The sequence below is a fragment of the Candidatus Pelagibacter communis genome, from assembly GCF_001180225.1.
GTDB classification, from domain to species: Bacteria; Pseudomonadota; Alphaproteobacteria; order Pelagibacterales; family Pelagibacteraceae; genus Pelagibacter; species Pelagibacter ubique_D.
Genome location: NZ_CVST01000058.1, coordinates 55,443 through 77,885, shown reverse-complemented (window position 1 = coordinate 77,885; position 22,443 = coordinate 55,443). Strand labels below are relative to the sequence as shown.

Genomic DNA, 22,443 nt, shown 5'->3' with positions numbered 1-22,443 from the left:
AAACATCTCTGATGTCAAAAGTAGCAACTCGATTTGCTCCCTCTCCTACTGGGGCTCTTCATATTGGCGGTGTTAGAACTGCCTTGTTTAATTGGTTATATTCAAAAAATCAAAAAGGCACTTTTCATTTAAGGATTGAAGATACTGACAAAGAAAGATCGAAAGAAGAACACAAAATACAAATAATTAAATCCTTAAATTGGTTAGGGATAAAACATGATGGTGAAGAATATATTCAATCAAGTAAAATTGCTGAACATGTAAAAATTGCACATGAATTATTAAAAAATGGGTATGCCTATAAATGTTACTGTTCACCTGAAGAAATAGAAGAGCAAAAAAAAAGAGCTAGACAAAAGAAAATACCTTATATTTACGACAGAAAATGGAGGGATGCAGAAGAAAAAGATGCTCCTAAAGAAATTAAACCTGTAATTAGATTTAAAAGTAAAATTGAAGGAAGTTCAATTCTTAAAGATTTAGTTCAGGGCGATGTTGAAATTGAAAACAGTACAATAGAAGATTTTGTAATATTAAGAAATGATGGAACTCCAACTTATAATTTGTCAGCAACTGTAGATGATCATGAAATGGGAATGACGCATATAATTAGGGGTGATGACCATAAAATAAATACCTTTAAACAAATACAAATTTATGAAGCAATGAAATGGGAAGTGCCACTGTTTGCCCATATTCCTTTAATTCACACAATAGACGGTAAAAAATTATCCAAGAGAGATAATGCTTCAACATTGGATGACTATTCAAAAATTGGAATTATGCCTGACGCATTAAGAAATTATTTACTAAGACTAGGATGGTCATATAAAGACAAAGAAATATTTACTTTGGAGGAAAGTATCAAATTTTTTAACTTAGAAGGTATAGGAAAATCACCATCGAAATTAGATATGAGCCGTATTTTATCAATGAATGAGCACTATATCAAAAATATTGATGAAAATGATCTTTACGATCATCTTTTAAGATATTGTGAAGAATATAAGGATAAAATTGATACAGAAAAGGCAACAAAAATAAAATCATCTTTAGTATTTTTAAAAAATAAAGCAAAAACACTGGAAGAAATATTTAATAATGCAAAATATATTATTAACGATGAAGTTAATTTTAATGAAAATGATTTAAAACTTATTGACGATAAATCCAAAAAAATAATTAATGAATTTCAAGATGAAACTAAAAACTTAGAAAGTTTAACTAGAGATAATTTAGAACCAATAGTCAATAACTTGATAAAAAAACATGAAACAAATTTCAAAGGTGTAGGTCAACCATTAAGAGTAGCCCTAACTGGATCTAAGTTTGGACCAGGCTTATATGATATTGTTATATCTTTAGGTAAAATAGAAGTTGAGAAAAGATTAAGAAAGATACTTGATTAAAACAGAACTTGCCTCACCAGTAGATGAAGTTTTAGACCTAATGCCCTCTAAAGTTTTGGTGCACTCACTTACTTGTTTTTTCATCAACTCGGGGTTTTTAAGAAAATAAATAACAGACCTATATATTTCATCTGCATTACATTCTTTTTGAAGTAATTCAGGAATTACCTCACGATCATTGATGATATTTATAATATTTGCAAATTTTACATTAACTAACATTTTAAAAATCATAAAATTAACAAAACTAAGTTTATAAATAATAATTGATGGAACATTAAAATTACAAATTTGCAATGAAACAGTGCCAGATTTTGAAACAGCAAAAATAGATTTAGACAAAATTTCAGATTTAATATTCTCATCAGATACAATATCTATATTGTCAAAGTTATATTTTTTTACATGTTCTAAAATTAAACTTTTATTTTCTTCTGTTGCATGAATATAAAAAAAATATTCATTATACTTTTTGTTCATTAATTTAATAAAATCCAATAATATAGGTAACAAAACATTAGTTTCAGAATTTCTGCTACCAGGAAATATAGATATTATTTTTTTATTTTTAGGTAAAATATTATCAATAATAGTTTTATTATTTTGATTTATTTCTATTAGAGGATGACCAACAAAAGTATTATTTATATTTTCTTCATCAAAGTATTTTTTTTCAAATTCAAACAACAAAAGAATGTGATCAATAAATTTTTTAATTTTTTTAACTCTATTCTTTCGCCAAACCCATACTTGAGGTGCTACATAATGAATTGTTTTGATGTTGCTGTTTATTTTTTTAACCTTTTCTGCTACTCGCAAAGTAAAATCAGGACTATCTACACTTAGCAATATATCGGGATTAAATTTTACTATTTCTTCTACAGTTTTGTTTATTTTTGAATTAATTCTAAAAATATTAAGCAATACACTTGTAAATCCTAAGTATGTAATTTCCTTCAAATCATATATGGAATTAATTCCTAGTTTCTTTAAGTGAGTACCGCCAACGGATAAATATTCAATTTCAGAGTTTTCTAGTTTTAATCTTGAAATTAAAGTTGATGCAAGTTTGTCTCCTGATGGTTCGCCGGTTAATACAAAGATTTTTTTCATATAACTTTAATAAAAATTTTATTTTTATTGGCAAAATTTATTATTTCCTTTTTATCAAGAAAAATATTTTTTTTAGATTTTAAAACTAGACCCTTTAATCCACATTTTTTTAAATCTTTTAAAGTTTGCAATCCAACAGTTGGTAAATCCATTCTTAAATCTTGTTTATCTTTAGGTAATTTTATTAATATACCTTGTGAATTTTTCTTTAGTTTTGAAAGCATTTTTTTTGTCCCTTGCCTTCCCTCTTTTGCAATTATTTTTTCATCTTTGACAACTAAAGCCTGTATATGGTCTAAACTATTATTTTTATTAAAGTAATTTTTTGCTTTTTCAATCGAGTTGTTATCATTTTTATTAGGTATAGTTTTTGTATAATTTCCTTTTTTAAGGGATAAATCTGGATTAAAAAAAGTGGAACTAATTACTTTTATACCCTCATTTGAAAGAATATTAATGATTGATTTGATGATTGCAGCATCACCAATTTTGGATGCTCTAATTACACTTGGCATGTAGTATATACCTTTAAAATCTAATCTAAGAGATGAAAAATTAGGTTTTGCAATTTTACCTGCAAATAAAACTTTTTTAGAATTTTTCTCTTTAATTAAGTTTATTATTTTTCCAAATTTTCCAATACTTATTCTGTAACAGTTTTTGTCCTTTTTAAATTTATTATTTTTAGAAAAATCAATAATAAAATATTTCTTTTTTAATTTTTTAATTTTATTTAAAACAATTTCAGGAAAATCTGTATCACCTAAAAATAATCCAATCATTTTATTTTGAAAAAGGAGTACAAATTGGTCTTTTTTTATCTTTTTCTATAAAATTAACTACTTCTGAAACTAATTTATTTTTTCTAAATTCATCTGATAAACTACTTAAATTCTCTGTTAAATTCTCATTTTTAAATATTATTTTATAAGCCTCACTAAGAGATAATATTTCTTTATTTGGAATATTTTTTCTCCTCAAACCAATTAGATTTAATCCTTGTAATATACTTCTGTTTCCATGTGCTATACCATATGGTATCACATCTCTTACTACACCGCACATACCACCTATCATCGCAAATTTACCAATTCTAGTAAATTGCTGAACAGCTGAATTACCGCCTATTATAGCATTATCATCTACATGAGCGTGACCTCCCAATGGAACATTATTTGCTAAAATAACGTTATCACCAACTATGCAATCATGCGCAATGTGGGAAGAAACCATAAATAAACAATTATTACCTACTTTAGTTTTTCCTCCGCCACCTTCTGTACCTGGATTAATTGTAACGTATTCTCTTATTTTATTGTTGTCGCCTATCTCTAATAAAGTTTTTTCACCTTTAAATTTCAAATCTTGTGGATCATTTCCTATAGATGCAAATGGATAAATGTAATTATTTTTACCTATTATTGTTTTACCTGTTATATTTACATGTGATTGTACAACTGTACCTTCTCCAATTTCCACATTAGGGCCAATTACAGAATAAGGTCCTATAATTACATTTTTAGAGACTCTAGCATTTGAATCAACTATTGCAGTTTTGTCTATCATTTATTATCTCTTAAAAACTCTCTAATGTTTTTTGCTGGATAACCAATTACTTTTGTGTTGTCTGGAATATTTCTTATTACACCAGATCCACCTCCAATTTCTACATTATTACCAACTTTAATATGTCCTGAAATTCCTGCTTGGCCTCCTATTTTTACGTTTGAACCAACAATTGAGCTACCAGCAATTCCTACTTGGCCTGCAATAATAGAATTTTCTCCTATTTTAACATTATGAGCTATGTGTATTTGGTTATCTAAATAAGTGTTTTTACCAATAACTGTATTTGACATCGAACCTCTATCAATAGTAGAGCCACATCCAATTTCACAATTTTCCTCAATAATTACAATACCAATATGTGGATATCTTAAATTCTTATATTTATTTGGAAAGAAACCAAAACCATGCTTTCCAATCACACAGTTATCTAAAATCTTAACGTTATTGCTTATTAGTGAGTTTCTTATGATTGTATTGGAACCTATTGAACAATTGTCTCCAATAGAAACATTTTTTTCAATTATTGTGTTATGGCCTATCTTGCAATTTGCACCTAATGATACATCTTTTCCAATTAAAACGTTTTTACCAAAAATTACTTTATCCTTAAAATTTGTTTGATTAATATCAATAGCACTGTCATCGAAATCATCATTTATAGCATCAGGATAAAACATGGAAGTTATTTTTGATACTGATACCAATACATTTTCAACAACTAAGGGAATACATGATGATGGAAGTTCTTTTTTCAAAGACTCTGTAGTTATACAAAAAGACGCTTTTGTAATTTTTGCAAATTCAACATATTTTTTGGAATGAAAAAAGGTAATCTCTGAGATGTTTGAGCTGGAAAGATCTTTTATATCTTTTACCTGGACATCCTTTTTTAAATTACAAGTCCCAACTTTTAAAGATTTTAAGATTTCTGATATAAAAAAAGGTCCTCTACTCTTGAAAAATGGTTTCATCATAATTGCTTTTAACAGAGCAATTCCACTAAAGTTATCAATAATTATTGCTATTTATTTCTTATCAACGATAGTTGCAGACCATATAGCATCTGCCATTTTTACATTATTAACAAAAGCTTCACCTTTATATTTCCAAACTCTACCATGTGATCTAATTGCTTCAATTTTTAAAATTAAATCGCAGTCTGGGATAACTGGGTTTCTAAACCTTGCTTTCTCAACACCCATTAAAAAAACAAGTTTATTCTCATAAGTAGTCTTATCTAAACCATGAGCAGTTAATGCAGCAGCTGCTTGACCAAAAGACTCTACTATCAATACTCCGGGCATAACTGGATTATCTGGAAAATGTCCTTGGACAAAAAAACTATCATTTTTAACTTTTACTAATGCAGTTGCAGAATGCAATTTTTTAATATCAAACAATTCATCAATCAAAAGCATAGGCTCTCTGTGAGGCAAAAGATTTCTAATTTGATTTTTGTTCAATTTAATCATTGTTAAATTTTATATCAGTTATTTTTAAAATTGCATTTGTTATGTCATATTTTGGATCTGCAATAAACACACTTTTTTTATCTATAAGGATAGAAATTGAATTTTCAGTCATGTATTTTTCAATAATTGGAGAAATATTTTTTATAAAATTTTCAAGTTCTTCTTTCTTAACATCTTCGATATTACTAAACATCAAATCTTTATCTTTTTGAAATATTTTAACTTTAGTTTTAAAATTTTTAATTTTTTTATTCAGTTCTTTTTCTGAAAGAATATTTTGTTGACTATTAATTTCATTTTTCTCTTCATCTAATTGATTTTCTTTATTTTTTAATTCCTTTAAATTTTTATTATTAAGTTCATTTAGTTTTTTTATAATTAATTTTCCTTTTAAAGAATTATTTAATATAAAATCAACATCAATGTATGCAATTTTTTCACTTGCTTGTGCATTGGTTAAAATTATAAAAAAAATAAAAATTATTCCTTTTAATAACATTAAAAAGTAGTGCCTAAATTAAATCTGAAAGTTTCAGTTACATCACTTGAATTTTTACTGATTGGTTGTGCTAAAGTAAAATTCATTGGACCAACAACACTAAACCAATCTAATCCAATACCTATTGAACTCCTAATATTATCATTTTTATCTAGAGAAGAATTATAATCAACACCCCATACGTTTCCTACATCCATAAATATTAAAAAATCAGTATTTTCTACATTTTTAAGAATTTGCGGTAATGTGGAAGAAAAATTTAATGATGAAACAAAATTTCCTCCTATAAAATCATTACCATCTTTTGGACCTACTTTCCCATACTCAAAACCTCTCAATCTATTGGAGGGTAAATTAATCCTTTCAGACAATTTAATGTCCTCTCCAGTTAGAGAATTTGAGCTTCCAAAATAAAACGAGGATTTTATTATATTTGAAGAAAATAACTTGCTATAATTATCAAGTATAAATGTATTAGAAAAACTATTTGTCTCACTTATTATTGGTGTATCAATCGATAAATAAGATTTAATACCATCAGTGGTTTTAAACTTTTGATCTCGTTTGTCATAATCAAAAATTAAACTTAGATGATTATCAAAATAATCTCCTTCTTGTTTCTTTTGTCTTGCAGATGCAGATGAATCAGTCTCTATTTTCTCATAAAACGAACTTAATCCAAAACCTAGCTCTAAATCACTCAAATATTCAAATTTAGTTCCAAATTTTAAACCAGTTTTATTCGACTTATATCCAAAATCAGTTAATTTATTTAGCTCACTAGATTGTATAGTTGTATATACAGATTTATCTGAATTTTTAAAATTTGGATTATTTACAGAAAATAGACCTTTAACAGAATCTTCTCTTAATGTCAGATTTGCATCTAATCTAATCCCTTTACCTAAATAATTATTTTCTCTAACACCAAAACCTATAGACCCACCAGAAGTTCCAAATCCTGCTCCAGCTGTTATTTCTCCTGTGGGCTTTTCTTTTAGTTCAATATTTATAATTTTTGAATTTTTTTCTTTTCCTTCAGAAACTTTAGCACTTACTTCATTAAAAAAATTTAAACTTTTTAGGTTATTTGTAGTTTTATTTAATAATATGTCATTAAAAGGGTCACCTTCATCTAATTCAAATTGATTCCTGATAACATTTTCATTAGTTACAAAGTTTCCATAAATATTGATTTTTTCAACAATGATTTTTTTTGTTTCTTCAATTATAAAATCTAAATTTATATTATTATCATTAATATTCTCAATAACAGATGCTTTTGTTGATACAAATTGTTCACCAATCGAAACCTTGTCAATTTCATCTAGTATATTTTCAATAATATTTATAGAATATGGTTTCCCCTTTATCTTTGAAAATAAATCGTATATTTCGCTATAATTTTTATCATTAAAATCAATAGGTAATTTTAATTTCAAATCATTAAAATAAAATTTTTCACCTGGATTTATATTAAAAACTAGCTCAAATTCATTATCAGATAACAATTTAGCATATGATGAATTTATACTAATATTATAAAAACCGTTATTTAGGAAAAAATTTTTTAATAACCTGTTGTCAAGCTTAATTAAATCTTCATTAAGATATTTTTTACCAGAAATAAATTTCCATGGTTTATATTCTTCACTAACAATAATTCTTTTTAATTCTGAGTTTTTATAAATTTTATTTCCTGTGAATTTGATTTTTTTTATTTTTGCTTTTTTTCCTATTTCAATAGTATAGGTAATATCAACAATATTATTTCCTTTATCCTCTACAATTGCATCAATATTTGAAAAATAATAACCTAAAGTTCTTAAACTATTTTGGATAATTTCTTTGTCTCTTAATAAATTAAATTCTGTATAAGATGATCTTCTTTTCAATTTACTGTTATCTTTTATGAAATCTATTATTTTTTGAGCTTTGACACCTTCATAATTAATGTTCCCAATAATAGGGTTTTCGACAACCTCAATAATTAAAATTCTATTGTCTATTTTAGTGTTAATTAATTTAAAATAACTCGTTTCATATAGATTTTTAATAATTTTGTTTAGATCTATTTCATCAATTTCTTGATTTATAGATACATCTGAAAACATCAATATAGTTTCATCCGCAATTCTTTGATTTCCAATAATATTAACTTTTTCTAAATTTTGACTAAAGCTATTTGTAACAAAGATTAAGTATAAAAATATACTCAACAAATAGCTCCTGATACTAATTTTTTTCATTTTCAAGTTTATACACATTTTTCTCTAAGTTTGAAATGAACATATCGATTTAAATTAATTATTTCATTTACATTTTTTGGTTTGAGATTTCGAAATTTTTGCAGTTCTTCTAGATTAATAACATATTTTATTTTTTTATATATATCATTAAATGAAATTATTTTATTTAAAAACATTTCAACAAGAAAATCATTTGCAGAAACAATGATAGTGTCAAATAAAGAAAATTTTGTTGGTAAATTTTTAAGTAATTTAATTGCAGGATATTTTTTTTTATCAACTTTTTTAAAATTTAAATTATTCATAATTTTATAATTGATCTTTTTTGAATTAAATTTTTTATTTTTGTCACCAAAAATAGAATTAAAAATAGGAATTTCCATTGTTGTATCGTGAGCAATTATTTTAATCATACCATCGTTATATTTTAAAATAGCATGTATGTAAGAAGATGGATGAATAACTACAATAATATTTTTATATTCAATGTTAAATATATTTCTAGCTTCAATTATTTCAAATAATTTGTTCATCATAGTGGCTGAATCTATAGTTATTTTTTGCCCCATACTCCAATTAGGGTGACTCAATAAATCTTTTATTTTAAGTTTATTAATTTTTTCTATAGGAGTTTTTTGTATTGATCCACCAGAAGCGGTTAAATAAATACACTCTAATTTATTTTTTTCAGAGTTTTTTAAGCCATACCAAATTGAAAAATGCTCAGAGTCAACTGGGATAAACTCAGTATTATATTTTATTAACTCTTTTTTAATTAAGTTCCATCCACAAATTATAGATTCTTTATTCGCAATAGCAATTTTTTTTGTAAACTTAATAATTTTTAATGTTGGTTCAAGTCCGCTCAAACCAACAATTGAACTCATTACATAATCAACTTTACTTTTAAAAATTTTATTTAAACATTCATAATTATTAAAAACATTTATTTTTAAATTTTTGGTTTTGCTTTTTAAAATTTTATAACTTTGAGGGTTGGTTATTATTAAATTTTTAACATTGAATTTTTTGGCATATTTAAATAATTTTTTATGATTTTTATTTGCCGTTAGAAGAATTATATTTATTTTTTTTGGGTTTTTATTAATAATGTTCAGTAAGGAATTACCTATAGAACCTGTTGATCCGAGAACTGCTATTTTCATAATTTGATAATTGATAAAATTTGAATTACATAGGAAAATGGAAAAACAAAAATCATACCATCAATTCTGTCCAAAATTCCTCCATGTCCAGGAATAATTTTACCTGAATTTTTAATTTTTGATTTTCTTTTAAAATATGAAACCGTGATATCACCAATTTGACTTATAGATGAGATAAATAAAATAAATAAACTAATATTAAACAATGAATTGTTATTTAGAAAATCAAAAAAATTCAAAATAACTGAAACATAAAGAAATAAAAATGAAAATAAATAACTACCAATAGCTCCAGAATAGGTTTTGTTTGGGCTTAATTTTGTTAATTTTGGTCCTTTGAATAATTTTCCAATTACATAACCACCAACATCGGTTGATATACAAATGAAAATTACAAATAAGAAAAAATCATATTCATCATTCAAATTATTCCTTAAAAGAAAAACAGAACTGAATGAAAAAATTAAAAAAAGAATACCAATATATTGATATAATTTTTTTTTTGACATTTTATACCATTCAAAACAGGCTAACATAAAGCATATAATTAAAAAAAAATTAAAATAAATTGATCCTTTCATGATTATAAATATTATTATAGGTATTAGTAAAATAGAGCTAAATAATCTTCTTAAAAATTCACTTTTCATTAAATTTTTCCAAAATTCCTTTTTATATTTTTAAATTTATTAATTACTTTAACATAATCTTTTGTATTAAAATCAGGCCATAGTTTCTTAATAAAAAAAATTTCTGAATAGGCTAATTGCCATAGTAAAAAATTACTTAGTCTCATAGTATTACCTGTTCTAATTAATAAATCAGGGTCTGGAATATTTTTTGTAAATAAAAAATTATTAAAATTTTCTAAATTAATTTTTTTATTACTTTTTTTCAGTCTCTTTATTGCATTTAATATTTCAGTTTTTGAACCATAATTAAGTGCAAGATTAATTTGTAATTTGGTATTTTTAGATGTTAATTTTTCAGCCTTTTTTAATTGAGAGTTAAGTCTCTTAGAGAAACTTTTTTTACCTAGAACTTTTATTTTTATATTTTGTTCATGAATTTTTAATAATTTTAATGTTAAAAAATTCTCTAACAATTTAAATAAATATAATATTTCTTTCTTAGGTCTTTTCCAGTTTTCAGTTGAGAAGGTGTAAAGAGTTATATATTTTATTTCATGCTTGATTGTTTCCTGGATTATTTTTTCAACAACATTTAGACCCGCTTTATGGCCTGCATTTCTAGATTTTTTATTCTTAAGACCCCATCTACCGTTGCCATCCATTATAATGGCTACATGATCTAGTGGGTTCATATTGTCATTATTTCTTTTTCTTTTAAAGAAACTTTTTCATCAACAGATTTTATATGATCGTCAGTTATAGATTGAATTATTTTTTCTTTTGATTTTTCATCATCTTCACCAATTTCTTTTGATTTTAACATTTTTTTTAAATCTTCATTAGCTTCTCTTCTAATATTTCTAATTGAAACTTTACATTTTTCACCGATTGATTTTATTAATTTTTTTAACTCAGATCTTCTCTCTTCATTCAATTCTGGCACCGGAAGTCTAATTAATTGGCCATCTATTTGAGGATTAAGTCCTAAATCAGATTTTTTTATCGCAGCATCTAAAAGAGGGACGTTATTTGCATCCCATACTTGAATATTAATCATTCTAGGTTCAGGTGTGGTTATGCTGCCAATTTGATTGATTGGCATTTGTTGACCGTAAACATCTACTTTAACAAGGTCTAACATAGCTGCATTAGCTCTACCTGTTCTTAAAGAGGATAATTCTTTAGAAAATACATCTATGGCTTTATCCATTTTTACACCATATGATTTTTCATCAAACATTTATTCTCCTATTTTTATTCTAAAGAATTCCTTAATTTTTAGATCAGCTATAGATAGTTCTTTAACAATATCTTGAACTTTTTTCTTAGGCTCCATCACCCAAGCTTGAGTTAAAAGTGCATTTTCTTCCTTAAACTTATTCATTTTACCCAAGCTTATTTTTTTAGCTATTTCCTCAGGTTTACCTGAGTTCTTCAATTCTTCAGCGACTAACTCCTGTTCTTTATCAATTACTGATTGATCTATTAAATTTGATTCTAATGCTAATGGATTTGAAGCTGCAATATGCATAGAAAGTTGTTTACCAAATGATTTAACTGTATCCGATTTTTCACTTGTATCAAGAGATACTAATACTGCCAATTTCGCTACATTATCTTTTACAACTGTATGTAAGTAGTGATTATTTATACCACTTGTGTTTTCGATAGTTTTTGACTTTCCTATAGTGATTTTTTCACCAATTTTAGCAATTAGCGCTACCAAATTATCATCTACACTTTGCCCATTTTTCATAACAGCTTTTTTTAATTCATCTTGATTAGAGCTGTGATGGTTGTTTAATTCACTTAATTCTTTAACAAAGCTAATAAAGTCATCATTTTTTGCAACAAAGTCAGTTTCACAATTTACTTCTATTACGGAAGTTTTATTATCATCACCTGAGACTACGACAACACCCTCTTTAGCATCTCTTGACATTTTTTTTGAAGCTTTTGATATTCCTTTAACCCTAAGAATTTCAATTGCTTTATCTAAATCACCACCAGACTCTTTGATTGCTAAATTACAATCTTTAAACCCAGCACCTGTTGCTTCTCTTAATTTTTTTACTTTTTCTATATCACTCATTTTAATTTAACTTTCCTTTATCTTCGTTAGAGAATTTTTTTTCTAATTTTTCTCTATCAATTTCTTGAATTGTTTTGTTTTTCTCATCATTATTATCTGCTTTAGTTTTTTCTTGTTTAGGCTCAGAGGATTGAATTGAACTTTTTGCATTATTGATCGTTTCTTTAATTAAGTTGCAGTATAGATCTATAGCTCTTCTTGCATCATCATTACCTGGAATTGGATAATCAATATGATCTGGGTTAGAATTACTATCTAGAATAGCAATTATAGGAATACCTAATTTTGATGACTCAGCAATAGCTAATGACTCATAATTAGTATCAATTACAAAAACTAATTCTGGAACTTTTTTCATTTCTGCAATTCCGCCCAATGATCTTTGAAGTTTGTCTTTTTTTACACTCATCTTAAGAAGTTCTTTTTTAGTAAAACCTCTATTTTCTGCAGCTAAATCAATTTCTAACTTTTTTAATTTTTTAATTGAATTAGATATTGTTCCCCAATTAGTTAGCATCCCACCTAACCATCTATAGTTTACAAAATACTGATCTGTATCTTTAGCAACTTCTGCAATAGCTTCTGATGCTTGTTTTTTAGTTGAAACAAATAAAATTTTTCCATTATTTGCTATTGTATTATATACTTTTTCTAAAGCTACTTTAGTTAATTCAAGTGTTTGAGTTAAGTCTATAATATGAATTGAGTCTCTTTTTCCAAAAATGTATTTCTTCATTTTTGGATTCCATCTCAAAGTTTTGTGTCCAAGATGAACACCAGCTTCTAATAATTGTTGAATTGTAACGTTAGGTATTTTCATATTTATTCCCGGTTAAGCCACCACAGTAATTTCCAATTAAGGACCGGAGGTATAAAACCAACAACTGTGTGCGTGTTAATTTAATTTAATGGTTATTTACAAATATTTGTTAAAATTGACAAGTTTTATTTAACTAATTTCTGCTTGAATTTGCTGTTTTCTTAAAAGATTTAAAGATTTTCTATCAAGATTCATTGGTTTTTTTAATTGAAAATTTAAAATTTGATCTTCTGTTGAGAGATTAAATTTTACTTGGGTTTTACCCTCTTGATTTAAGAATTTTGAAATCTCTTGGATTTGTTTAATAGATTTAACGTTAAAGGATATTTCATTAATTGGACTATTAAATAAATCTTTTAAAGAAGCTATTTTTTGAACATTAATTCTTTTAAAACGATTTTCATCATTAGAAATATTCTTAACCAAAGTCAAAATTAATGAGTTGCCTTCTTTTAGGATTTCTCTATTTAATTCTAACAAATCTGAAAAAATAAATATTTCAAAAACACTCTTTAAATCTGTTAACTTTAAAACAGCATACGCATTTCCTTTAGCAGTTTTTCTCTCTTGAACTTTAAGTAATGTTGCAGCTACATTAACATTTTCTGAATTATCATCTGATATAAATTTTGCATAATCATTAATTTTATAGTCTTCAAAAATTTCTGTAAATTGATTTAATGGGTGATCAGATATAAAAAATCCTACTGCTTCAAATTCTTTTGATAATCGCTCTTCAAATTTCCAATCTTCTATTTTAACGATAATGTCTTCCTCTGTTTCAATGTTATCAGAAAATAAATCTATTTGATTGGCTAGCTTATTTTCAGAAATATTTTTATTTTTTAAAATTAAATTAGGTATTGAGGTAAAGATTGCTTGTCTATTTGAGTTTAAATTATCAAAAGCTCCTGCTTTTACTAATCCCTCTAATTGTAATTTATTTATATCTTTGGGATTAACTCTATTTATAAAGTCGTTAATAGATTTAAATTTTCCATTTAACTCTCTTTCTTCAACAATATTAGAAATTGCCTCATAACCTACAGCTTTAATTCCACCTAAGGCATAATAAAATTTTCCATCAATAGTTCTAAAATCAGCAAAACATTCATTAATATCAGGTCTAATTGTTTCAACATTAAGTCTTTTTAATTCTTCATAAAACTCACTTAATTTATTTTGATTAGAAATATCCATAGTCATTGATGCAGCAATAAATTCTTTAGGATAATAAGTTTTTAAGTATGCAGTTTGATAAGAAATTATTGCATAAGCTGCAGCATGACTTTTGTTAAAACCATATTCTGCAAAAGGTTCGATTTTTAAAAATATTCCAGCTGCAACATCTTTGGCAATACCGTTTTTAACTGCTCCAGCAATAAAACCTTGTTTTTGTTTCTCTAGTTCTGCTCTCTTCTTTTTTCCCATTGCTCTTCTTAAAAGATCGGCTTGACCCGCAGTAAATCCTGAGAGTTTTTGAGCAATCTGCATTACTTGCTCTTGATAAATAATTACCCCATATGTGGGTTTTAAAATATCTTCCAATAATGGGTGTAAGTAATCAGGTTTTTGCTTTCCATGTTTACAGTCGTTATAGGTTGGTATATTACTCATTGGGCCTGGTCTATATAATGCTACTAGTGCAATAATATCTTCAATATGATTCGGCTTCATATGAAGCAAAGCTTCTCTCATTCCAGCACTTTCAATTTGAAATAAGCCTACTGTTTTACCAGATGATAATAGATCAAAAACTTTTTGATCATCAAAATCTATTTCTTCAATATTAAATTTTTTATCTTTTTTTCTAACTAATTTTTGAGTGTTATTTATTACTGTTAATGTCTTTAACCCTAAAAAATCAAATTTAATTAAACCAGCATTTTCAGCTGAATACATATCAAATTGTGTTGAAGGTAAAAGTAAATCTGCAGAAGTATCTTTATATAAAGGAACTACTTCTGTTAATTTTTTATCTGCAATCACAACTCCTGCTGCATGAGTAGCGACGTTTCTATTAAGACCTTCTAATTTTAATGATAATTCTGTTAATTTTTTTACTCTAGTATCTTCATTAATTAGTTTTTGTAATCTTGGTTCTCCAGCTATACATTGGGTTAGATTTTGAGGTCTGGAAGGATCAAAAGGTATCATTTTTGATATGCTGTCAATAAACCCATAAGGTAATCCCATAACTCTACCAACGTCTCTGATCACCATCCTTGCTTTAAGTTTACCAAATGTAATTATGTGAGCTACACTATCTTTGTATTTTTTTGTTAAGTATTCAAAAACAAGGTCTCTTTTATCCTCACAAAAATCTATATCAAAATCAGGCATAGAAATTCGGTCTGGATTTAAAAATCTCTCAAAAATTAAATTAAACTTAATTGGGTCAACATCAGTAATTGATATACACCAAGCAACCAATGATCCAGCACCTGAACCTCTACCAGGACCAACTGGTATATCATTTTCTTTAGCCCATTTTATATAATCAGATACAATTAAAAAATAACTCGAATATTTCATTTTGATAATTATTGAAAGTTCATGATCTAGTCGTTCTTTATAAAGAAGAAAATTTTTATCATTTTCAAGTTCGCTATCTTTAACATTAAAAACTTTTAAAAATTTATCTCGCAGTCCTTCTAAAGAATATTTAGTTAAAAGATCATCTGCATTACCATCTTTATCAGTACTAATGTTTGGCAATATAGGATTAGAGAATAATGGTCTAAAATTACATCTTAAAGGAAAGTTATAATTGTTTTCTAATGCCTCTGGTATATCAGCAAATAACTCTGTCATTTCAGAGTTAGTTTTTAAATAATGTTGATCGCTTAATTTTAATCTATTTTTTTCATTAATATAGGTTTTGTTACCAATACAAATCAAAGCATCATGTGCTTCATGCATATCTTTTGATAAATAAAAAACTTCGTTAGTAGCAATTATTGGTATTTCTAGTTCTATAGACTTTTTTAGATTAAATTTTTCAAACCCATTTTCATTAGTGTCGTTGTGTCGTTGAATTTCTAAATAAAACCTATCTCCAAAAACTTCTTTAATTTTTGAATAAATTTCGTTTATTTCCGTAAATTTTCCTTTATCAAATAATTTTCCAAAAAGACCTAAAACAGTACCTGAAAAAACTGAAACACCATCAGAACTTTTTAATAATTCATCAAAATTTACATGAGGGTCACTTAATTCATCATTTTCTAAATATGAATTGGAGGACAATTCAATAATATTTTTATAGCCTGTTTCGTTCAAAGCAAATAAAGGTAACAATCCGATTGTATCATTTAGCTTAAAATTTATTTGAGTGCCTATTATTGGCTGAGTTCCTGATTTAGAAATTTTTTCTGCAAACTCTAAAGCTCCACATAAATTAGAAGTGTCACTTATTCCTAAACATTTAATTTTGTTTGATTTGCAATATTCTTGTAAATCATCAATCTTGGCCGCGCCTTCACATATAGAATATTGTGTATGGACTTTTAGATGATTAAAGTTTTGATTTAATGACTCAGACATTAGATGATTTTATAATACCATCTCTCATCTCCAATAGGCAATCTGCCTTATTAGCAAAAAATCTATTGTGAGTTGCAAATATTATTAATCTATCTGATTTTTTTTGATTATATAAAAGTTTAAAAACTTCTTTTGCTGTATTCATATCCAAACTACCTGTTGGCTCATCCGCTAAGATTATTTCAGGATCATTTACGATAGCTCTAGCTATAGCCACTCTTTGAGCCTCACCACCTGAAAGTTGAGAAGGAAAATGATTTGATCTATTTGAAAGACCAATTTTTTTTAATAATTTTTTAGCCTTTGTACTTGCTAATTCTTTATCATTATTGTTAGCAAGTGATGCTAAGTAAATATTTTCTAAAGCAGTGAAATCTGGAAGAAGATTATTTTGTTGATAAACAATACCAATTTTTTTTGACCTAAAAATATCATTTTCTTCTGTGTCATTAAAATTAATTTGATTTTGATTAAAAATAATTTGACCTGATGAAGGTCTGTCTATTAAGGAAATTAAATTTAACAAAGTTGATTTTCCTGAGCCAGATGGGCCCATGAGCGAATAAATTTTACCTTTTTCAAAATTTTGTGACAAACCTTTTAAGACTTTAATCTTTTTTTCAGTCTCAAAGCTTTTAGATATACTTTTTAATTCTAAATACTTACTCATATTTTAAAGATTTGATTGGATCTAATCTAGCTGCTTTAAAAGCTGGAAAAATTGATACTAAAATAGTTATAATTATTGAGCAAACTGAAATTAGAATAATTGATGTCAGATTAATTTCAGAAGGCATTTTGCTTAAAAAATATATTTCTTCAGGAAATAAACTTATATTGAAAACTGAACTTAAAAATTGTCTAAAATTTTCAATGTAAATAGAAAAAGTTACACCTAAAAAAAAACCAAAAATTGTTGCGGAAGTACCTATTATTACTCCAACTAAAAAAAATATTTTAATTATTGATTTATTTAATACTCCTATTGATTTTAAGATAGCAATATCCCTTGTTTTGTTTTTCACTAAAATAGTTAATCCTGAAATAATATTAAATGCAGCAACAATTATTATTAATGACAAAATAATAAACATAACATTCCTTTCAACTTTTAAAGCTGAAAATAATGAACTATTCATATCTGCCCAACTAAAAACAAACTCATCATCAAAAACTTGTTTTACTATTAATTTTTGGGATTCAATATTATTTGGATTTTTCAGATAAATTTCTAAATTTCTTTCGTTGGGATCATATCCAAAGAACTCTTCTAAAATATTAAGTTCAATAAATGCAATATTGTTATCAAACTCTGCTAAACCACTGTTAAAAATTGAATTAACTATAAAAGTTTTTTGTTTTGGCATACTGCCAATTATTGTTTGAACACCAGACGGTGACATTAAAGTCAATTCATCTCCTATTTCAAGATCTAGAGAAAAACTCAGTTCACTTCCAATTGATATAAAATTTTTATCAAATTGATTTAATTCACCTTTAAATTTTTCATTTGTTAATACCTCTAAATTTAAAAGATCATTGTATTTATAGCCTCGTAACACTATTCCTTTAGTATTATTGTTTTTTAGAATAATTGCCTCTCCTGAATTACTAAAAATAATATTCTTAGAGATTAACTTTAGTTTATTATTTATTTTATCTTCATCTATTAAATTTGAATAAGGTTTAACAGTAATATGTGAATTAAATCCTACAATTTTGTTAATTAATTCAGTTCTAAAACCATTCATTACCGACATAACAATAATTAGAACAGCAACACCTAGACTTATTCCGATGAAAGAAAATATTGAAATAACATTTAAAAAGCCATCCTTTTTTCTAGCTTTTAAAAATCTTAAAGTAATTTCTTTTTCTAAAGTAGAAATCAAATTGAATTTTTTTGTTTATTTATAATTTCTATAATTTTGCTTAAAGGTAAGTTTTGAGTTTCACCACCTTTTTCTTTGAACTCTAATAAATCACCATCACTCTTCTTTCCAATGATAATTTGATACGGAGCCCCAATTAAATTCGTTTTTTTAATTTTGGATGAAAAATTTTCATCAGTATCATCAATAAGAGCATCAATATTATTTTTTAATAACTCACTGTTAATATTATTGGCTTTAACAAGTGCTGAATTATCGTTTTTATTTATCATCGGTATCAAAGCAATATCATATGGAGCAACAGACAATGGCCATTTCATGATTTCATTTTTTTCATCATATTTTGCCTCTATTATTGCCCCAACTAACCTTGATACACCAATTCCATAAGAACCCATTTTAACAAAATCTTTTTTTCCACCTGGTAAATCTACTGATGCATTCATAGGTTTTGAATATTTGTCTCCAAAATAAAATATATGGCCTACCTCAATACCTTTTGTGATTAATTGATTTTCTTTAGAAACTATTTTTTCAAATTCATCTTTGTTAAACTTTTCATCTGTCACAGCATAAAATTGCTCATATTTTTTTCTCATTTCTTGTAACGAAGATTTTTCTAATTGAGTATCGTCACTATTTAAATCAAAAATTCTTTTATCAGTAAAAATTTTACTTTCTCCCGTGTCTGCTAGGATAATAAATTCATGAGATAAATTTCCTCCAATTGGGCCTGTGTCAGCAGCCATAGGTATTGCAGTTAGATCTAATCTTTTAAAAGTTTTTAAATATGAAAGAAAAAATTTATTATAAGAAAAAAAAGCTTCTTCATCTGATACATCGAATGAGTAGGCATCTTTCATGTAAAACTCTCTCCCCCTCATTATTCCAAATCTAGGTCTTATTTCGTCTCTAAATTTCCATTGTATGTGGTACATAAGTTGAGGTAATGATTTATAAGATTTAATTGAAGATCTAAAAATTTCTGTTACTTGCTCTTCATTGGTAGGTCCATAAAGCATTTCTCTATTTTGACGATCAGTTATTCTAAGCATCTCCTCACCATAATCATCATATCGACCACTTTCTTTCCATATCTCACTAGATTGAATTGTTGGCATTAATATTTCTTGAGCTCCAATTTTGTTTTGCTCTTCTCTAACAATTTGTTCTATTTTTTTCATTACCTTAAAGCCTAAAGGTAACCATGAGTATATTCCTGCGGAAGCTTGCTTTATCATACCAACTCTCAACATTAATTGATGAGATTTAATTTTTGCTTCAGAAGGATTATTTTTTAATATCGGAATAAATGAATTTGATAAAAGCATCTTAACTGATCATATTTCTTAAATTTAAATATTCAAATTTTATTAGTAAATAAATAATGATAAAAATTACAGTAGTTATACCAGTGCAATATAAGAATTTTTTCAACATTTTTGGATTTTCAGGTGACCCTGGATCTTCACCATCAATTTTTACTGTTTTTGCTCTGTTTACATCAATAGGAAGTATAGCAAAGAAAACTATCCACCATATAATTACATAGATAATTGCTAAACCAGTTACACTCATTAAATTCTCACTAAATTAATATTAGTGAAAGGTTTTTTACCCGTTCTTTCCTTAGAAAATTTTCTACAGGCAATTTTCAATGCATCAATTAAATTATGTTCTTGTTGCTTGCTTCCAATTTTAAAAGTTCTAGAAGTTTTTTCTATTTCTTCTTCTAACCCATAAACAAATTCTTCTCTATCATCTACTGGCAAACCACGAAAAGAAAGCACAGGATTGTTATGAATATTTCCTTTAGGGGTTATCATTAAAGTTACTTCAAGATATCCATTAGCACTCAAATTTTTTCTATCTTTTATTGACTGTGAATCTGGATCAACACTTACATTACCATCTAAATATAATCGACCACTTGGAGCCTTGTCGTAAACTTCAGGCTGATTACCAGGATATAACTTAACTATATCACCGTTTTCTACTTGTACAGGATATGGAACTTGCATTTCTTTTGCAAAATTTATGTGTTCTATCATGTGCCTATGTTCACCATGTACAGGTATTACACATTTAGGTTTTACCCATTGATACATTTCTTTTAAATCTTCTCTATTTGGATGACCAGAAACATGAACAAATTCAGTTTCTTCAGATATCACTTCTATACCATCTTTAACAAGTTGATTGTGCAATTTATAAAGTTTTTTTTCATTTCCAGGTATAATTTTTGATGAAAATATTACTGCATCACCTTTTTCAATAAAAACATCAGGGTGTACATAACTAGAAATTCTCATCATCGCTCCCATTGGTTCTCCTTGGCTACCTGTACAAAGATAAACTATTTTTTCTCTTGAGAAATTTTTAGCTTCACGAGGGTCAATTGGTTCAATTGTATTTTTTAAATATCCACATTGACGTGCAGCTTTGTAAATACGATGCATCGATCTTCCAACTAGTGAAATTTGTCTTCCTGTTTGCTCAGCACAATAAAATGCTGTCTCCATTCTTGCTACATTTGATGCAAATGAAGTAATTATAATTCTCTTTTTCAATCTTGACATCACATTTAACATATTTTTTCTGACATCAAGTTCAGATCCAGACTTGCCGGCACTAAAAACATTAGTAGAGTCACAGATCATTGCTAATACTCCTTCATCACCAATTTCTTTTAATCTCTTCTCATTTATATTGTCACCAATAAGTGGATTGGGATCTACTTTCCAATCTCCTGTATGTAAAATTACACCAGCTGGAGTTTTTATTCTTAAGCCATTGGGTTCTAAAATTGAATGAGTTAAAGTTATATATTCAATTTCAAATGGATCTAATGAAACAGTTCCATTTAATTCAACAATTTGTAAATCACTAGTAATATCTATTTGTTTTTCTCTAAACTTTTCTCTAATCAAAACTGCTGTAAATGGTGTAGCAAATATTTTACATCTTAATTTTGGCCATAAATGTGCGATTGCTCCAATGTGATCCTCATGTGCATGAGTTAAAACTATACCCAACAGGTTATCTTTTCTCTCAACAATGAATCCAGGATCAGGATAAATTAAATCAACACCTGGTATAGTGTCATCAGCAAAAGTTACACCAATGTCTACCATTATCCATTTATGATCGCTTGGTTGACCGTAACCAAACAAATTCATGTTCATACCAATCTCACCAGATCCACCTAGTGGACAAAATAACAATTCATCTTTCATATTATTTTATTTGCTCAGAAATCTTTATTAGACCTTTAATTGTAATATCTTGGTTATGTTTAACTTTTGATTTTATTGAACTTGTAAATAAATCAGAAAATCCACCTGTCAATACAACTTTAAAGGATTTTCTTGTTTCTTTCTTAATTAAATTAATCATATTGTCAATTAAACCAGCATAACCCCAAAAAAAACCTGATCTAACAGCAGAAAGTGTGTTGCTGCCTATTACTTTTTTCATACGTTTAAGCTCAATTTTTGGGATTAAAGTAGCTCTGTCTGACAAAGTATTAAGAGACAACTTAATACCAGGAGCTATTATGCCTCCCATATACGTATTTTTTATTAAAACATCAAATGTTGTAGCAGTACCAAAATCTAAAATTATATAATTATTTTTGTTATCCAATAAGCTTATGGCATTCGTAATTCTATCAGAACCTACCTGCTTGTAATCAACTTTAATTTTAATCATTGATTTTAAATTCAAATTTTTTACTTCATTGCATTTAACTTTAGTGATTTTAGAAAAGTAGTTTTTTATAATTTTAAAAGTGTTTGGTACAACGCTACAAAATAATATTTTTTCAATTTTATTTATTTGAATTTTATTTTTTTTAAATAAAATTTTTAATTGGTTATTGCTTATTTTTTTTGAAATAAAAGTAATTCTTTTTAAAATTTTATTTCTTTTGGAAACTAAAAAAATTTTAGTGTCAGTATTTCCTATGTCACCTAAAATATACAT

Annotated in this window: 21 protein-coding genes; 1 reads left to right on the top strand and 20 read right to left on the bottom strand. The window is 26.5% G+C overall.

The annotated features are described in order from the left end of the window. The first annotated feature begins 11 nt into the window (after positions 1–11). Positions 12–1,409 (top strand): glutamate--tRNA ligase, encoded by a 1,398-nt coding sequence (gene gltX, locus AMN99_RS04720; protein ID WP_075506668.1) that lies wholly within the window; start codon positions 12–14, stop codon positions 1,407–1,409. Here the strand turns inward: gltX and lpxB are convergent. The 20 genes from lpxB to AMN99_RS04620 all read right to left on the bottom strand — a co-directional run bounded on the left by lpxB (position 1,389) and on the right by AMN99_RS04620 (position 22,443). Beyond that, the gene (gene lpxB, locus AMN99_RS04715; protein ID WP_075506667.1) at positions 1,389–2,522 is read right to left on the bottom strand and encodes a lipid-A-disaccharide synthase; all 1,134 of its coding nucleotides are present in this window, start codon (positions 2,520–2,522) and stop codon (positions 1,389–1,391) included. The genes gltX and lpxB overlap by 21 nt on opposite strands. Then, the gene (locus tag AMN99_RS04710; protein ID WP_075506666.1) at positions 2,519–3,304 is read right to left on the bottom strand and encodes an LpxI family protein; all 786 of its coding nucleotides are present in this window, start codon (positions 3,302–3,304) and stop codon (positions 2,519–2,521) included. The genes lpxB and AMN99_RS04710 overlap by 4 nt, the downstream gene beginning before the upstream one ends. 1 nt (position 3,305) lies before the next feature. Beyond that, positions 3,306–4,088: an acyl-ACP--UDP-N-acetylglucosamine O-acyltransferase gene (gene lpxA, locus AMN99_RS04705; protein WP_075506665.1), complete on the bottom strand. Its 783-nt coding sequence runs from the start codon at positions 4,086–4,088 to the stop codon at positions 3,306–3,308. Further along, entirely contained in the window at positions 4,085–5,065 is a 981-nt protein-coding gene (gene lpxD, locus AMN99_RS04700; RefSeq protein ID WP_075506664.1) for a UDP-3-O-(3-hydroxymyristoyl)glucosamine N-acyltransferase, read from the bottom strand. Before lpxD ends, lpxA begins: the two co-directional genes overlap by 4 nt. 51 nt (positions 5,066–5,116) lie before the next feature. Further along, positions 5,117–5,563, bottom strand: coding sequence for a 3-hydroxyacyl-ACP dehydratase FabZ (fabZ, locus tag AMN99_RS04695; RefSeq protein WP_075506663.1), 447 nt, complete (start codon positions 5,561–5,563; stop codon positions 5,117–5,119). Beyond that, positions 5,556–6,062: an OmpH/Skp family outer membrane protein gene (locus AMN99_RS04690; protein ID WP_075506662.1), complete on the bottom strand. Its 507-nt coding sequence runs from the start codon at positions 6,060–6,062 to the stop codon at positions 5,556–5,558. The genes fabZ and AMN99_RS04690 overlap by 8 nt, the downstream gene beginning before the upstream one ends. After that, on the bottom strand, positions 6,062–8,311 hold the full coding sequence (bamA, locus tag AMN99_RS04685) for an outer membrane protein assembly factor BamA (protein ID WP_075506707.1): 2,250 nt from the start codon (positions 8,309–8,311) through the stop codon (positions 6,062–6,064). The genes AMN99_RS04690 and bamA overlap by 1 nt, the downstream gene beginning before the upstream one ends. An 8-nt stretch (positions 8,312–8,319) precedes the next feature. After that, positions 8,320–9,477 carry a 1-deoxy-D-xylulose 5-phosphate reductoisomerase gene (locus AMN99_RS04680; protein WP_075506661.1) on the bottom strand — a complete coding sequence of 386 codons (1,158 nt, stop codon included), beginning with the start codon at positions 9,475–9,477 and terminating at the stop codon, positions 8,320–8,322. After that, a complete protein-coding gene (locus AMN99_RS04675) occupies positions 9,474–10,127 on the bottom strand; it encodes a phosphatidate cytidylyltransferase (RefSeq protein ID WP_075506660.1) in 654 nt (217 codons plus the stop codon). Before AMN99_RS04675 ends, AMN99_RS04680 begins: the two co-directional genes overlap by 4 nt. Next, a complete protein-coding gene (uppS, locus tag AMN99_RS04670) occupies positions 10,127–10,801 on the bottom strand; it encodes a polyprenyl diphosphate synthase (RefSeq protein WP_075506659.1) in 675 nt (224 codons plus the stop codon). Before uppS ends, AMN99_RS04675 begins: the two co-directional genes overlap by 1 nt. After that, positions 10,798–11,349, bottom strand: coding sequence for a ribosome recycling factor (frr, locus tag AMN99_RS04665; RefSeq protein ID WP_075506658.1), 552 nt, complete (start codon positions 11,347–11,349; stop codon positions 10,798–10,800). Before frr ends, uppS begins: the two co-directional genes overlap by 4 nt. Continuing rightward, positions 11,350–12,201, bottom strand: coding sequence for a translation elongation factor Ts (gene tsf / locus AMN99_RS04660; protein ID WP_075506657.1), 852 nt, complete (start codon positions 12,199–12,201; stop codon positions 11,350–11,352). It lies immediately after the preceding gene. A 1-nt stretch (position 12,202) separates the two neighbouring features. Beyond that, entirely contained in the window at positions 12,203–13,021 is an 819-nt protein-coding gene (rpsB, locus tag AMN99_RS04655) for a 30S ribosomal protein S2 (protein WP_075506656.1), read from the bottom strand. 129 nt (positions 13,022–13,150) lie between these two features. Then, a complete protein-coding gene (gene dnaE / locus AMN99_RS04650; RefSeq protein WP_075506655.1) occupies positions 13,151–16,567 on the bottom strand; it encodes a DNA polymerase III subunit alpha in 3,417 nt (1,138 codons plus the stop codon). Continuing rightward, on the bottom strand, positions 16,560–17,237 hold the full coding sequence (locus AMN99_RS04645) for an ABC transporter ATP-binding protein (RefSeq protein ID WP_075506654.1): 678 nt from the start codon (positions 17,235–17,237) through the stop codon (positions 16,560–16,562). The genes dnaE and AMN99_RS04645 overlap by 8 nt, the downstream gene beginning before the upstream one ends. Then, entirely contained in the window at positions 17,230–18,459 is a 1,230-nt protein-coding gene (locus AMN99_RS04640; RefSeq protein ID WP_075506653.1) for a lipoprotein-releasing ABC transporter permease subunit, read from the bottom strand. The genes AMN99_RS04645 and AMN99_RS04640 overlap by 8 nt, the downstream gene beginning before the upstream one ends. Then, positions 18,456–19,790 carry a proline--tRNA ligase gene (gene proS / locus AMN99_RS04635; protein WP_075506652.1) on the bottom strand — a complete coding sequence of 445 codons (1,335 nt, stop codon included), beginning with the start codon at positions 19,788–19,790 and terminating at the stop codon, positions 18,456–18,458. The genes AMN99_RS04640 and proS overlap by 4 nt, the downstream gene beginning before the upstream one ends. Position 19,791: 1 nt before the next feature. After that, positions 19,792–20,037, bottom strand: a complete 246-nt coding sequence (locus AMN99_RS04630; protein ID WP_075506651.1) for a DUF1467 family protein — start codon at positions 20,035–20,037, stop codon at positions 19,792–19,794. Continuing rightward, positions 20,037–21,695, bottom strand: a complete 1,659-nt coding sequence (locus tag AMN99_RS04625) for a ribonuclease J (protein WP_075506650.1) — start codon at positions 21,693–21,695, stop codon at positions 20,037–20,039. The genes AMN99_RS04630 and AMN99_RS04625 overlap by 1 nt, the downstream gene beginning before the upstream one ends. 1 nt (position 21,696) lies before the next feature. Then, positions 21,697–22,443, bottom strand: a complete 747-nt coding sequence (locus tag AMN99_RS04620) for a type III pantothenate kinase (protein ID WP_075506649.1) — start codon at positions 22,441–22,443, stop codon at positions 21,697–21,699.

Coding starts and splice junctions, on each gene's coding strand:
- gltX (WP_075506668.1), top strand. CDS start 12: ATGTCAAAAGTAGCAACTCGATTTGCTCCCTCTCCTACTGGGGCTCTT.
- rpsB (WP_075506656.1), bottom strand. CDS start 13,021: ATGAAAATACCTAACGTTACAATTCAACAATTATTAGAAGCTGGTGTT.
- AMN99_RS04620 (WP_075506649.1), bottom strand. CDS start 22,443: ATGTATATTTTAGGTGACATAGGAAATACTGACACTAAAATTTTTTTA.
- dnaE (WP_075506655.1), bottom strand. CDS start 16,567: ATGTCTGAGTCATTAAATCAAAACTTTAATCATCTAAAAGTCCATACA.
- AMN99_RS04625 (WP_075506650.1), bottom strand. CDS start 21,695: ATGAAAGATGAATTGTTATTTTGTCCACTAGGTGGATCTGGTGAGATT.
- lpxB (WP_075506667.1), bottom strand. CDS start 2,522: ATGAAAAAAATCTTTGTATTAACCGGCGAACCATCAGGAGACAAACTT.
- tsf (WP_075506657.1), bottom strand. CDS start 12,201: ATGAGTGATATAGAAAAAGTAAAAAAATTAAGAGAAGCAACAGGTGCT.
- AMN99_RS04710 (WP_075506666.1), bottom strand. CDS start 3,304: ATGATTGGATTATTTTTAGGTGATACAGATTTTCCTGAAATTGTTTTA.
- AMN99_RS04630 (WP_075506651.1), bottom strand. CDS start 20,037: ATGAGTGTAACTGGTTTAGCAATTATCTATGTAATTATATGGTGGATA.
- AMN99_RS04645 (WP_075506654.1), bottom strand. CDS start 17,237: ATGAGTAAGTATTTAGAATTAAAAAGTATATCTAAAAGCTTTGAGACT.
- uppS (WP_075506659.1), bottom strand. CDS start 10,801: ATGAACCCACTAGATCATGTAGCCATTATAATGGATGGCAACGGTAGA.
- AMN99_RS04675 (WP_075506660.1), bottom strand. CDS start 10,127: ATGAAAAGTGAATTTTTAAGAAGATTATTTAGCTCTATTTTACTAATA.
- lpxD (WP_075506664.1), bottom strand. CDS start 5,065: ATGATGAAACCATTTTTCAAGAGTAGAGGACCTTTTTTTATATCAGAA.
- AMN99_RS04690 (WP_075506662.1), bottom strand. CDS start 6,062: ATGTTATTAAAAGGAATAATTTTTATTTTTTTTATAATTTTAACCAAT.
- AMN99_RS04680 (WP_075506661.1), bottom strand. CDS start 9,477: ATGAAAATAGCAGTTCTCGGATCAACAGGTTCTATAGGTAATTCCTTA.
- frr (WP_075506658.1), bottom strand. CDS start 11,349: ATGTTTGATGAAAAATCATATGGTGTAAAAATGGATAAAGCCATAGAT.
- lpxA (WP_075506665.1), bottom strand. CDS start 4,088: ATGATAGACAAAACTGCAATAGTTGATTCAAATGCTAGAGTCTCTAAA.
- bamA (WP_075506707.1), bottom strand. CDS start 8,311: ATGAAAAAAATTAGTATCAGGAGCTATTTGTTGAGTATATTTTTATAC.
- fabZ (WP_075506663.1), bottom strand. CDS start 5,563: ATGATTAAATTGAACAAAAATCAAATTAGAAATCTTTTGCCTCACAGA.
- proS (WP_075506652.1), bottom strand. CDS start 19,790: ATGCTTTTATCAAATTCATTTATTCCGATATTAAAAAATAATCCTTCT.